This window comes from Paenibacillus pinihumi DSM 23905 = JCM 16419 (assembly GCF_000422505.1).
GTDB classification, from domain to species: Bacteria; Bacillota; Bacilli; order Paenibacillales; family Paenibacillaceae; genus Paenibacillus_D; species Paenibacillus_D pinihumi.
Window position 1 is genome coordinate 750,838 of record NZ_KE383864.1, and the last position, 13,101, is coordinate 763,938.

Sequence of the window (13,101 nt, forward strand, 5' to 3'; positions counted from 1 at the left end):
CAGGGGGATAGAACAAGCATGACAGGCAGTCACTGTTGACCTGCCTGTCTGGGGCTAGCCCGGCAAATCTGCTGCTACTTCGCCGTCCGTCTGATTATTAGTCCCGCCATCCGGGGAATTCTCATTTTCCGCATCATTCTGATCCTCGCCAGTACCGGAACTTTCACCGTCCGTCCCCTGCTGCGTCTCTTCACGAACGCCATCCGGCGGCTCCAGCTTAAGCTTAAGCACGGTATCTTTGCCTTGTGCCTCCTGTTCCTGGGAGATGACGAAGCCTTCTCCTTCCGTAACACATCTGACATCGAGCAGCGAGCACACCTCCAGCACATCCCGCAACGGCAGCTTGTGCATATCCGGTATGGCCATCTGCTTGCGTTCCTCAGTCATGAGGTAAATACGCTGATTGCCCGGCACCGTAGTGCCTGCCTTCGGTATTTGCTGCAGCACCGTTTTACCTTTGCCTACGATCTCAAAGTTGACGCCCTGCTTTTGCATTTCAGCACCAGCCTGGCTAATCTTCATGGAGACTACATTTGGCAGAATAACGCTTTTTTTGCGTTCTTGCCCCTCCTGCTGCTCCGGCGTAATATTCGGCATAACGCCTAAGTGACGCAGGCTTTTTTCTACAATGCTCTGGAATACCGGAGCCGCTACCTTGCCGCCGCCCGCGTTCGGGTCATTAGGCTCATCCACTACAACATATACGACGAGCTTCGGATTTTCCACAGGCGCATATCCGATAAAGGATACGATATATTTATTTTCCGAGTACCCTTTGCCACCGCTAACAACCTTCTGGGCAGTTCCCGTTTTCCCCGCTACGCGATACCCTTCAATTTGGGCATTGCGTCCGGTACCATCGGATACAACCTGCTCCAGGTACTCCCCAACCTTCTTCGATGTTTCCTCCGAAATAACCTGACGAATGACCTTGGGCTGAACAACCTGGGTCGTCTTCGTCACCGGATCTTCAATCTGCTTGATCAAATGCGGCTCCATGAGCCGTCCCCCGTTGGCAACCGCAGCAACAGCCGCCACCTGCTGAATCGGGGTTACTTGTACTTTCCCTTGACCATAAGTAGCTGTCGCCACTTCACTCGGATAGTTAAAATCAATTCTTCCCTTCAGCTCTCCAGGCTGCTCAATACCGGTCTTTTCCCCGAAGCCGAAGTTATGAATATAGCTTTTGAACTTCTCGGCGCCTAGCTTTTCGTAGCCCAGCTTAACGAATGCAACGTTACTGGAATACTTCAGCCCTTGCAAATAAGTAATTGTTCCCCATCCGCCGCGTCTGACATCACGCAGTGTAGCCCCCGGAACTTTGATCGAACCTGACACATATTCATCTTCCGGATTAAAGAGCCCTTCCTGCACGGCAGCCGCCAGCGTCACAATTTTGAAGGTTGAACCGGGCTCAATCAACTGTTTGACCGGCTGATTATAGAACGCCGCCTGGTCCTTCGTTTCCCAATACTGATTCGGATTAAAGTTCGGGTAGCTCGCCATCCCGAGAATCTCCATTGTATTCGGATCGGCAGCAATTGCCGTAATGCTCTTGGGCTTGTACTTCTGGTACGATTCCTTAATGGCCTCTTCCACATAATACTGGATTTCCGTATTGATGGTCAGTGTCAAATTTTTCCCGTCAACAGCAGGCTTGTACTCCACATCACCATCAGCAAGCTGAACGCGCTTGCCGTCTTTCTCGTACTTGATATAGCCGTCCTGCCCTTTTAACACATCATCATAGAGAGATTCAATTCCATATACAGCCTCATCATTTTTTTGTACATAACCAAGCAGATGCGATGCCATTGAATTTTTAGGATAATAGCGCTTCTGATCGTCTACCAGCGAAATTCCCACATTCGTTTGCTTGGTTTGTTCCCGGAGCTCATCCCGGAACTCCCTGATTTGATCTGCCATCTCCTTATCCATCTTCCAGCCTTCATTATGAATTTCACGGTTAACTACATATTCACCGTTATCCCGTTTGGCATTCACGTCATTGCGCAGGCCTTCGACCGATTTGCCGAGTATTGTGTGAAACCGTTCTGCAACCTTGTCTGCAATGCCTAGCTTATGAAGAATATTCGGATTAATGGAGACGGTGTATGCCGGGGCATCCATGGCCAGAATATTGCCGTCCCGGTCCGTGATCGTTCCCCGCACAGCTCTCAACTTTTCCGATGTTGCCCAGGTCTCCCTGGCTTTGCTCAACCAGAAATCCGCATGGGCCACCTGCACAAAATAAACACGTATGATCAGAACAAGAAAAAGGAGGGTGATGACCCCTCCCACCAATAATGTTCTCAGCTTGATTCGTTTCGTCATTGCACCTCATCCTTGCTTATTAATCGGGATTAATTCACCTTCACCGTGATCGGCTCCTCGGACTGTACCATGCCTTGTTCCAAAGCTTTTTTACGAATCACCTCAGGGTCGCTGAGCTGCTCTACCTTTTTTTGCAATTCCTTGATCTCCGCAGACATTTCAGTCTGGTGCCTGTTAACTTCTTTAATATCCAGATTGATCTGATAGATTTGCGCATACCGGAAAATGATGGTTCCCGCCACAAATACACAGACTAAAATAGTAAACAGATAGAGGAGTTTTTCTTGAACAGGAATCGATTTGCGGCGGACGACGGTTTGTTTTCGTGGAGCTCTTGGCTGCTCAGGCTGCTTCTTCGGCTTGAGCGCCAGATTACCGTGCATGTAAGCCATTCATTTTCCCCTTTCTATCGATCAAATTAATGGGACTGTGTCCCTTTTTCTATAGTTTCTCTGCAACGCGCAGTTTGGCCGAACGGGCTCTCGGATTCTGCTCCAGCTCTTCCTCACCCGGGACAATCGGCTTGCGGTTAATTAACTTCAAGCTGCCCTCTTGGCCGCATACGCACATCGGGAAATCCGGCGGGCAGCTGCAGCGTTTTAAATACTGGGAAAATATTTGTTTGCAAATCCGGTCCTCAAGCGAATGGAAGGTTATTACAGAAGCTCTTCCCCCCGGCGCAAGACAGCGCACGGCCTGATGCAGCGCTTCCTCTTCCGCTCCCAATTCATCATTGACAGCAATCCGGAGCGCCTGGAAGGATCGCTTCGCCGGATGCGGGCCGCTTCTGCGTGTAGCAGCAGGAATTCCTGCCTTGATCAGTTCGACCAACTCTCCCGTCGTAGCAATCCTCGCTTTGGCTCTCGCCTGCCCGATGTGTCGGGCGATACTGCGGGCGAACCGCTCCTCGCCGTAATCGGCAAGAATTCGGGAAATCTCCCGCTCATCCCATTCATTTACGATCTCATCTGCTGTCAACGTTCCCTGCTGGTCCATTCTCATATCAAGAGGCGCATCATGATTATAGCTAAAGCCGCGTTCCGCCTCATCCAGCTGCGGACTTGATACACCCAAGTCAAACAGCACACCATCTACCTGTGGAATCCCGTCCTTGACCGGCAGATCCAGCTCCAGCAGCCTGCGTTCCAATTCCCTGAAATTGCTTCGCACAAGCGTAACCCGCTCCATGTATGGGGCAAGACGCTTGCGCGCATTATCCAGCGCCCAATCATCCTGATCGAATGCAATCAGACGGCCGCCTTCTCCCAACTTGGAGGCAATCAGCTCGCTGTGTCCGGCTCCGCCAAGGGTACAATCCACGTAAATACCATCAGGCTTGATCGCCAGACCGTCGACTGCCTCATCTCTTAGCACCGTAATATGTTCAAACACGCCTTATCCTCCTGGCTTATATTAAAAGTTAAAATCAAAGTCAACGAGCTTCTCCGCAATATCATTGAAAGCTTCCTCGGACTGCTGGAAATAGCTTTCCCAAATTGACTTGCTCCAAATCTCAACACGGTTGGTGACGCCCAGCACAATACATTCCTTTTCCAGCTTGGCATGGGCAAGCAAATTGCCTGGCAAATTCACCCTGCCCTGCTTGTCCAGTTCGCATTCCGTAGCTCCCGAAAAGAAAAAACGGGTAAAGGCACGGGCATCTGACTTCATCAGCGGCAGTGACTTCAGCTTCTGCTCGAGCTGTGACCATTCGCTTTGCGGGTAGACAAACAAACAGTTGTCGAGGCCGCGTGTGACGATAAAAGAGGCTCCAAGGGTATCGCGGAATTTTGCGGGAACGATGAGCCGGCCCTTATCATCGATACTATGCTGGTATTCCCCCATAAACATCGCGGCCAACCACCCTTCTCCCCTAATCCACCACTTTCCCCCACTTGTCACCACTTAGCTTGAACTATTCGCCATATAAAACAAAAATCCTGCTTAAATAAGCAGGATTTTTAAAACCATTTACTGGGAGCCTGTAAAACCTATCGAACAGGCTCTTATGTTAGAAATTTTTTAGAAAGCAGGCAAGCATAACAAATTGATTATTAGTGCTCTTCCCAACTGTCGAGGTAAGCTTTTTGCTCATCGGTCAATGTATCAATACCCGTACCTAACGATTCAAGCTTGAAACGCGCAACTTTTTCATCAAGCTCATAAGGTACATTGACAACTTTGCTGCCGATTTCCTCATAACGCTCATTGACATACTTCAGTGACATGGCTTGAAGCGCAAATGTCATATCCATAATTTCTGCCGGATGGCCGTCTCCTGCCGCCAAATTGACGAGACGTCCTTCAGCCAGGAGATAAACTTTGCGTCCGTCCTTCAGCTGATATTCTTCAATATTGCGGCGAACGGTCCGTTTACTGGAGCTCAGCTCCTCAAGCTCAGGCTTGTTAACCTCAATATCGAAGTGGCCGGCATTGGACAAAATAGCGCCGTCCTTCATAACTTCATAATGCTCTTTGCGGATAACGTCACGGTTGCCGGTTACGGTAACGAAGAATTCGCCCAGCTTCGCTGCCTCAATCATCGGCATTACAGCAAAACCATCCATATAGGCTTCAACAGCCTTGATCGCATCAATTTCGGTTACGATTACGTTCGCGCCAAGGCCTTTGGCACGCATCGCAACACCTTTACCGCACCAGCCATAACCGACAACGACAACCGTCTTGCCTGCTACTACCAGATTCGTTGTACGGTTAATACCGTCAAATACGGACTGGCCTGTACCGTAACGGTTGTCAAATAAATGTTTGCAGTACGCATCGTTGACAGCTACCATCGGGAAGTTAAGCGCGCCGTCCTTTTCCAGTGCTTTCAGGCGCACAATACCTGTTGTCGTCTCTTCCGCGCCGCCGCGAATGCCTTCAAGCAGGTCCCGGCGCTCCGAATGAAGGATTGAGACAAAATCGCCGCCGTCATCAATGATCAGGTCCGGCTTAGTTTCCAGCGCTTTAATCATCAGCTGTTTGAATTCTGCAGGCTCAGGATTGTACTTGGCAAATACCGTAATCCCGTCCTCGACAAGCGCCGCGCATACATCATCCTGGGTGGATAGCGGGTTGCTTCCTGTAATGGTTACCTCTGCTCCGCCCGCTTGAACTACCTTGGCCAGATAAGCGGTTTTGGCTTCAAGATGCAAGCAAATTGAAACTTTAAGTCCTTTGAACGGCTGCTCCTTCTCAAACTGCTCGCGAATGCGGTTCAATACCGGCATATGGGCCTGAACCCAATCAATTTTCAAATGTCCTTCCGGAGCAAGCGATAAGTCCGCTACAATACTTTTATCTTTTGTTGTACTCATTGGCGATTTCCTCCCGTATTAGGTGATATATGGTGCGTTGATGCTTTTATAAGTATACGACCCGATGGCCGGAATCATTATCATGAGGCTTTTGAAGCAGGGATTCGAGCCAATGCAGGCCGGTCTGATTCCAAAGCTGGATCATATTCAGCACCCGCTCCTGCGGCTTGCCCTGCGGCCACAACTGTAATTGTACCCGTTCCATCTGACGTAGCGCGTCATCATGACGCCTGCTTCGCTCATAATAAAGCCGGGACTTCATAAACTCAAGCTGCTCCAATACTTTGCTGCGATTCGTCTCGCCGAGGGCCTGAATGTCTTGGCCATAAGAAGCAAGACTTTTCAAAACCGGTTCGTACATTGCAGCAAGCTGCGACTTGATTTCATCAAAAGCCTCATCCATTGGCTGCAGCCCGTCCTGACGGCTTAGCCAGTCCGACTTGTGCTGCTCGGAAGCATGCATAACCGTATCCAGCGTCATGCTGTAGCGCTCCATATACTTTTGTACGGTACGGTCCACAAATGTAAAAGATTGGCGCGGAACAATGATTGGCATCCGCATTCCCAGTTCCTTGAATGCGTCCGAGGTCAGCGCCCAATAAGCAATCTCACCCGGACCCAATACGGTACCGAGCACCGGGAACAGATAATCCTGCATCAACGGACGCGTCAGCACATTGTTGCTCAAGCGCTCAGGCTGCTTCCGCGCCACCTCCAGGAGCTCGTCTGTACTCAGTTTGACAAATCCTTTGCGGTCTCCGAACTGATCACCGCTGCGCATAAGCAGCATCCGGTCTCCGCTAAAATCATCATCACCGCCCCGGCCCTGGCCGAACAAGAACAGATTGGCGCCATCCGGCGCAATCTCTGCCTGGGCCGGATAGCCATGCTCTTCAAGCTGGGCGGCTGAACGTTCATAAGCGGTCTGCAACGTTTCATTGTTCCTGATCAGGCACTCGAACATTGGAGCTTCCAGCCTGCGTACCGCAGGATCGTCAGCATCCATTACTACCAGGCCGTATGGCCCGAACAGCCATGCGAGCAGTCTGGCAAACGTATCGGACAAAGTATCAGACCCGTCTGTAAACGCGCACAAGCGGTCCAGAAGATCAGGCTTATACTCTGAATCCGGCAGCAACGCAGCCAGTTCCTCAATCGCCTGCTTCCATTCAGATTGGCTGATTATACTGCGGCTGACCGAAGTTTTCGCTCCCTTTGGCCGCTTAAGCTCCAGCTTGCGCAGCTTGGGCTCGCCTGAAACCAGATACGTATGGCCGGCTTCTTCCCAGTCATGGTCCTCGCCTGCAATCCAAAACACCGGAATGACAGGACGATTCAGCTTTTCTCTGGCCATCGCCGCATTCTGAATAATAGTTACCGCTTTATATAAGACCAATAGAGGTCCTGTCCACAAACCTGCCTGCTGGCCTCCGACAACAGCAAGAGCGCCGTCGCCAAGTTCTTGAATATGTGCGAGGGCAGCATCTGATGCGCCATGCTTCCGGTTGTAAGCTTCCAGCGTTCCGGCAAGAGCAGCGCGGTCCGCACGCGGCGCTTCGGACTTCCAAAGCTCTTCGGCTCTGGCTGCCCAGTGGCCCTCCTCCTGCCAATGATAACCGAACAGCTTAAGCACGTTCGGATCTGTCTTATACATATATGCATCGGTGATAGGCTGACCCGATGGCATGTTTATAGTTAACCCACTCATGTCCCTGCCTTACCCTCCAGTCGATATGTTCCTCTGGTACTGAATTGATTGTACACAACGGAGGTCGAAACCGTCAAAGCACAAAATCCTTCCCAGCATCACATCGCAACAGCAGGCCGCTTCTTAGGGGCGGCTATACCTTGGCAAAGCTCTGCCCTATGCCGATCAGCATAAGCAAAATATACATTACGCTCATCATAAAAAAGCTTAGCCGCCAAACGGCACGGGTAATGCGTTTGATATCAAGCGCGCCCTTGGTCCGGTGCTGGAGGTTGCCCATCAACCCGCCGCCAATGAGCAGCAGCAGCAAAATTCCGAAAATGCCGAATGAACTGTTGAACACCATATCAAACAGCACGGCGACACAGCCGATCAGCAGGGCTGTCGTAATGTCCATCGCCAAACGAACTGCTTTCTTTTTGTCCCCCGTTGCAGCTTTGGAGCCAAAATAAATAATTATAAAAGGTATAATGGGAACCGCTGCAAGAAATGCATACACTTTTACCAGCCATTGCATGATGACTCCGCCCCTTTCTAAGTCTAAATTTCTAAAATTCAGGCTGTATAAGTTGAACGGATCGTTAACCAAGCAGCTTTTTGCTGCAAAGCCAGGCTCTGCTATTTTTCATGCGGCAGCAGAAATCGGGATAAATTTGTATATTCAAAAGCCGGCACTTTCTGTCTGCATGAAACCAAGTGCCTTGACCATTGAAAGCATCGCCGCATTCAAAGGAGCCGGGAGACCGAATTCCCTTCCCAGCGCTGCAAGCCCGCCATTAATGGAATCAATCTCGGTCTCTCTCCCGCTGCGTACATCCCTGAACATGGAGGATTCATTAAGTGCCGTATTCCGGCACACCTCCAGCAGCATCTCCCATTCCTTCCCGCTGCACGTCATGCCAGCAGCACGAACAATATGTATGCCTTCCTCATACAGTGCCCTCATCAGCTTCAGCCGCACCGGGTCTTCCGGAAGCTCACCGTTTCTCACCTGATAAAGGGCTGTAAGAGGATTTATAACACTATTGATTAATAATTTCTGGTAAATCCGGTCATCCAATTGTTTCGACAAAAACGCTGTGATTCCTGCCTTTTTCAAGCTAATCATCAATTTTTTTTGCAGGGCGAAGGCTTCTGCAGAGGTTGATTCGGCGATATGGATCTGCCCCTGTCCGGTGTGCCGGACAAGTGTTCCCCCTTTTTCCGTCAGCGCTCCCTCGGTCGTGATTACCGGAATCACCTCTACCTTATCGAGTGCTTCTTTCAGTCTCTCAATATGGCCAATCCCATTCTGCATACAGAGCAATAAAGCGCCCGGAGGCAAAAGCTGCCTAAGCTTAAGTATAAATGCATCATTTAAATGCGTCTGCTTCACAGTCAGCCAGACGGCCATTTCCTCTCTCTCCCCGACAGCCAGCTCTGCTGAGGGCAGAAAAAACGAGCTCGCCTGAACCCGGACCAGGCGAGGTTCTGCCTTCTCCGTTTCTCCAGAAGCTCCGGCAAGCTTTATCCCGCCATCTCCGATCCTCACCGCCTGCTCCTGCGACCGGGTCCACAGCCAAACATCTTGACCGGACAAGGACAGCCGGGAGGCCATCAGCATCCCGATTGCGCCGGCGCCAATGATAATATGATTCATCTCTGCTCCTCTTTTCTTCTATATCGTTAGGGTTGTCTCCCAATTTTAGACTGTCTTCTATTCTACATAAAAAACCGTCCGGAAGTGCGGTTTCTCCTGTAATATGCAGCTCTCTCTGCTGCCGCTCAGGGAAACCGTACCTTTCGGACGGTTTTTAATAACGCGGTTGTTGCCAGCTACTCAATCCGTTCCAGATTGCCGTTGGCATCCATTTTGAAGCGTGACTTTACTTCTTCCTCTTCATTCATGCTCGCCAGACGGCGCGCACGGTCCATAATCTGGATCAGAGTCTTGTAATCATCGTTAACTGTACGGTAATCAATCTGAACGTTATTAACCTCTTTGGACAATCTTTCATTATCAACCCGCAGTTCGAAGAGTTCCTCGTCTTTTTCTTTCAGTTCTTTCTCCAGTGCCTTGATGTGGCGGGTCAGATCCTGATAGGTTGTTTTCCAGCTTCTCAAAAACCGGATGACCGCATCAATGGTGATTGCTTCCTCTGCCGCAGTTTCAATTTTTTCATACGATTGCTGGACTTGCTCCACTGCGACTGCGGATACATGCGGGACAGCCGGAAAAGACTGCTTGCGCAAATAATTACGTTTTTGCCTTTGCTGCTTCGCCATCTGGATGGCATCCTCATACCGTTTGCGGACGCAACTGTTCCATCTGAACCCGCAGGCTGCTGACGTTCTGCCTATCCGCTCCCCCACTTCCTCAAATGCTGAAAGCTGTGTACTGCCTTCCCGAATATGGCGCAATGTAACCTCCGCCAGAATCAAATCATCATCTGGACTCCATGCATCTTGTCTGACTGCTGTCATGCTACCAAAACCTCCTAACGTTAAAGGGCCTCCATATATCTTTATGCCCTTGGTAGAGTTCATAGAATCTATCGATACTAAATTGTATTTCCAAATTTTTAAAGGCTCATACATCGTTTGCAGCGAAATGGGTTAAACTATGAGTAATAAAGTTAATGAAATGGTTTACAGTGGAGAGCTCGGCAGGTATAATGTTGGATAGAATTGTGTCAAGACTTGCTTTATTGAGTAAGTGCGACAGGGGGGTTGGAATAATGGCACGTATGTTTCGGGTACTTGGTTTTTGGACACTGGTAATCGGACTTATGGCATATGCAGGTCACATGATCGAGATGGCGATTCTGTTCTTTGCCCAGACCGCAGTGTTCGTACTGCTTGGATACTTGAACTTTTCAGAAAGAACCTACATATTGATGTTCTGGGGTTACATGATTCTTTCTTTTGCAGGCTTCACGTACTGGTCTGTCTTTGAAATGGGATTGCCGTTCTAAATTCCATATCTCAATGTACGTCAAACAGCCGGGCTCCTGCCCGGCTGTTTCTTTATCCTCAGGTGGAAATATTATGGCATTTTGCAGCATAGACTAGTCCCGTCATACTTGTAAAAGGGGGAACTGCCGGTGACACGAACTGCCTGGGGTCCTGCCGCTCTCATTGCATTATCGCTGCTTGTGCTCATCTGGACTGTTCAAAGCCTGGCTATTGTGCCTGTCTTTGCCCGGCCTGCAGATGAGGAAACCCGCCAGCTTCTGGAGAAAAGCCTGTCGGTTGTAGAAATTGACAAAGAGATCGAGAGAGTCAACCGGACCAAACAGGAGCTGCAGCTCCAATCAGAACAAACAGAAAAAAGCATTACTGCCAAAGAAGAAGTGCGCGTACAGCGCCAGGAGGATGCAGGCCGTGTACTTCGTGCCTATTATACAGGCGAGCGTGATGTGTTGATTGGCGCCCTGCTTTCCTTTAATAAACTGACGGATTTGCTGGTCGTCATGGACTATTTTGAATGGATCTTTGCCCGGGACAGGCAGGTGCTTGGAGAATATGCCGCCCAGCTTGAGCAACTCAAGAAGGAGCGTCAGACATTGAATGACCGCCAGCTTCAGCTTGCAGAGATTGAGAAGCGGCTGATTGAACAGCGGGCAAGATTGGCAAAGCTGGAACAGGAAATCAATCAAGATCTTGCCGCAGCTCCCGACAGCGAGCGGCTCAGAAGGCTCATCGAGGAACTGAACAGCTACTGGCAGACGGTCGGCCTCTCAGAGGTCAAGCAATATTTCCGCGCCCTTTCCAAAGCGATGAAGGAGCTGCCCGGCTGGCTGAAGGACAATCCGGATTATTTGAAAATGAAAGGTTTCGACTACACAGTCCGGGTACCGGAAGATGCCCTGAATACATTTTTGCGGCAGCAAAACGAAATGTTCCAAAACTTCTCCTTCGAGTTCCATAAGGACAACATTCAGGTAAACGGTCAGCGCGAAGGGCTTTCTGTATCCGTAAGCGGCCATTATACCATTGAAAACGAACCAAAAAATGCCATTCGATTCCACGTTGATGAACTGATGTTCAACGGTCTGTCCCTGCCGGACACAACCCGCAAGGCGCTGGAGGAAGAATTTGATCTCAGCTTCTACCCGCAATTGATTGTGAAACTGATTCAAGCCGAGAGCGTAGAAATATTGGATAAAGAAATGATTATTCATCTTAAACTTAAACTGTAATCAAGCGTAAAGCCGTCCTTTGACAGACAAAAGCTTCGTTTCGCGTAGAAATAGAAGACATTTATAAAGAAAAGAAATATAAATGCTTATGTTCTCAGAAAAGAAGCCGGACATTTTATCCGGCTTCTTTTCTGCTTGCTGTATGCTGGCGCTCACTGCCACTCTCCAAGCAGTTCATCCGCATTCACTTCCCCGTTCAGCCAGCGGCTCCATAGTTGACCATTTTGGCTGTATTGCTGCTGCCAGGCGGCATCCATCCGGACCTTGGACAAAAGCCCCAGACGCTTGTGAAGCGTTGGCGAAATAGGATCAAGCCCGTTGACCCCATACACGGATTTGCGGGCCGGAAGCTTGCCGAAACCTTTAAAAGCGATTTGCTGCTTTTGTGGATCAGTGACATATTCAACCCAGGCTTTTGCTTCGTCGGGCCACTTGGTTTTGGCCGATAATGCAAAGCTCCGTCCATTAAGCCAAAGCGGCTGATCGGGATTTTGATTTTGCACAATCAGCTTCCCGGCATAGGCAGGCCAATTCGAATAAAGCTGTGACAAGGGCAGCACCGCAGACAATAAGTTGCCTTTTAGCAGGCTGTCCAACAGACGGGTGCTGTCTGTGCTTTCCATCAGCATTCCCTTGCTGCGCATGGCGTCCAGCCCATGTACCAGTTCTCTCTGCTTTTTCGGGAAGCTGGTCATATTGACCGGATCACCATCCGGACCCTGAAAAGAAGATGCCCATATCAGGAGCTGCTCCAAAGAGTCCGGATTAAAGGCAGCCCACTGGGGCAATGCCGCCCGTCTGCTGTCTATGGCCCCAATAGCTTGAACAAGCGACTCAAATTCCCCCCAGTTCCGGGGAAGAGACGATCCGCCTGCTTCCTTGATAAGCATGGCGCTCCAGACGGTCACCAGTGGATCAGCATCCTTGGGAACCCCCCAGAGATAGCCATTCCACTTCAATGGCTGGAGAAGGCCGGCAGGAACGTCTGAGAACGTCTCCCCGGCAAACATTGAATCCACATTTTTCAAAAACCCGGAAGCGGCGAATTCAGTGACCCAGCTATTGTTCAGCAGCATAATATCAGGCGCCTCCCCGAGCAAGGCGCTTTGCTTCAAATGCTCATATGTACGGGCAGCAGGCAAATTGACAAGCTCTGCCTTGATCTCGGGATGCTTCATTGTAAAATCGATGCTAAGCCGCTGCAGAGCTGCAAATTCCGACTCATTCAAGGAAACGTTTACATCTATAATTTTAGTATCGTTTTTCTCTGACTCATCGTTCTGATCCACCTTTTCCGGCTCTGAACCCGGCCATTTTGCGATCCGGTTCACAGGTCCTGCGGTCATAGGAAAGCCTACCACTATGAACAGCATTAGAAGACTCAGCAGCATAATGTAATATCTCTTGCGGGACAACAAGCTTCCCCTCCGTCCTTCACGCATGTGCGGTTTCACCTTTTTATTTTAACAACAATCGGCCGGAATGTCTTGTTAAGTCTCTATTACAAACTCCGTAAATTCAGATGCGAAAAGCATGTGAGAGATGATAAGTTTTTCTG

Annotated in this window: 12 protein-coding genes; 2 read left to right on the plus strand and 10 right to left on the minus strand. The window is 49.8% G+C overall.

The window, feature by feature from the left end:
- Window positions 1–54: 54 nt before the first annotated feature.
- The 9 genes from H583_RS33300 to H583_RS0117650 all read right to left on the minus strand — a co-directional run bounded on the left by H583_RS33300 (window position 55) and on the right by H583_RS0117650 (window position 9,825).
- A complete protein-coding gene (locus H583_RS33300; RefSeq protein WP_051236570.1) occupies window positions 55–2,334 on the minus strand; it encodes a penicillin-binding transpeptidase domain-containing protein in 2,280 nt (759 codons plus the stop codon).
- A gap of 29 nt (window positions 2,335–2,363) precedes the next feature.
- On the minus strand, window positions 2,364–2,726 hold the full coding sequence (ftsL2, locus tag H583_RS0117615) for a cell division protein FtsL (protein ID WP_028561624.1): 363 nt from the start codon (window positions 2,724–2,726) through the stop codon (window positions 2,364–2,366).
- 49 nt (window positions 2,727–2,775) lie between these two features.
- Entirely contained in the window at window positions 2,776–3,726 is a 951-nt protein-coding gene (rsmH, locus tag H583_RS0117620; RefSeq protein WP_028561625.1) for a 16S rRNA (cytosine(1402)-N(4))-methyltransferase RsmH, read from the minus strand.
- A gap of 21 nt (window positions 3,727–3,747) precedes the next feature.
- A complete protein-coding gene (gene mraZ / locus H583_RS0117625) occupies window positions 3,748–4,185 on the minus strand; it encodes a division/cell wall cluster transcriptional repressor MraZ (protein ID WP_028561626.1) in 438 nt (145 codons plus the stop codon).
- Between the two features lie 203 nt (window positions 4,186–4,388).
- On the minus strand, window positions 4,389–5,654 hold the full coding sequence (locus tag H583_RS0117630; RefSeq protein ID WP_028561627.1) for an adenosylhomocysteinase: 1,266 nt from the start codon (window positions 5,652–5,654) through the stop codon (window positions 4,389–4,391).
- Window positions 5,655–5,700: 46 nt separating this feature from the next.
- Window positions 5,701–7,362, minus strand: a complete 1,662-nt coding sequence (gene bshC / locus H583_RS0117635) for a bacillithiol biosynthesis cysteine-adding enzyme BshC (RefSeq protein WP_028561628.1) — start codon at window positions 7,360–7,362, stop codon at window positions 5,701–5,703.
- A 133-nt stretch (window positions 7,363–7,495) separates the two neighbouring features.
- Window positions 7,496–7,879, minus strand: coding sequence for a DUF3397 domain-containing protein (locus H583_RS0117640; RefSeq protein ID WP_028561629.1), 384 nt, complete (start codon window positions 7,877–7,879; stop codon window positions 7,496–7,498).
- Window positions 7,880–8,023: 144 nt separating this feature from the next.
- A complete protein-coding gene (locus H583_RS33305; RefSeq protein ID WP_051236573.1) occupies window positions 8,024–9,001 on the minus strand; it encodes a ketopantoate reductase family protein in 978 nt (325 codons plus the stop codon).
- Between the two features lie 176 nt (window positions 9,002–9,177).
- Window positions 9,178–9,825: an RsfA family transcriptional regulator gene (locus H583_RS0117650; RefSeq protein ID WP_028561630.1), complete on the minus strand. Its 648-nt coding sequence runs from the start codon at window positions 9,823–9,825 to the stop codon at window positions 9,178–9,180.
- Between the two features lie 254 nt (window positions 9,826–10,079).
- Here H583_RS0117650 and H583_RS0117655 point away from each other — a divergent pair, with 254 nt between their 5' ends.
- A complete protein-coding gene (locus H583_RS0117655) occupies window positions 10,080–10,316 on the plus strand; it encodes a DUF2626 domain-containing protein (RefSeq protein WP_028561631.1) in 237 nt (78 codons plus the stop codon).
- Window positions 10,317–10,445: 129 nt separating this feature from the next.
- Window positions 10,446–11,543: a hypothetical protein gene (locus H583_RS0117660; RefSeq protein WP_028561632.1), complete on the plus strand. Its 1,098-nt coding sequence runs from the start codon at window positions 10,446–10,448 to the stop codon at window positions 11,541–11,543.
- A 152-nt stretch (window positions 11,544–11,695) separates the two neighbouring features.
- On the opposite strand, the gene H583_RS0117670 is transcribed toward H583_RS0117660, so the two are convergent.
- Complete coding sequence (locus H583_RS0117670) at window positions 11,696–12,985, minus strand: extracellular solute-binding protein (protein ID WP_028561633.1); 1,290 nt, start codon at window positions 12,983–12,985, stop codon at window positions 11,696–11,698.
- Window positions 12,986–13,101: the final 116 nt, after the last annotated feature.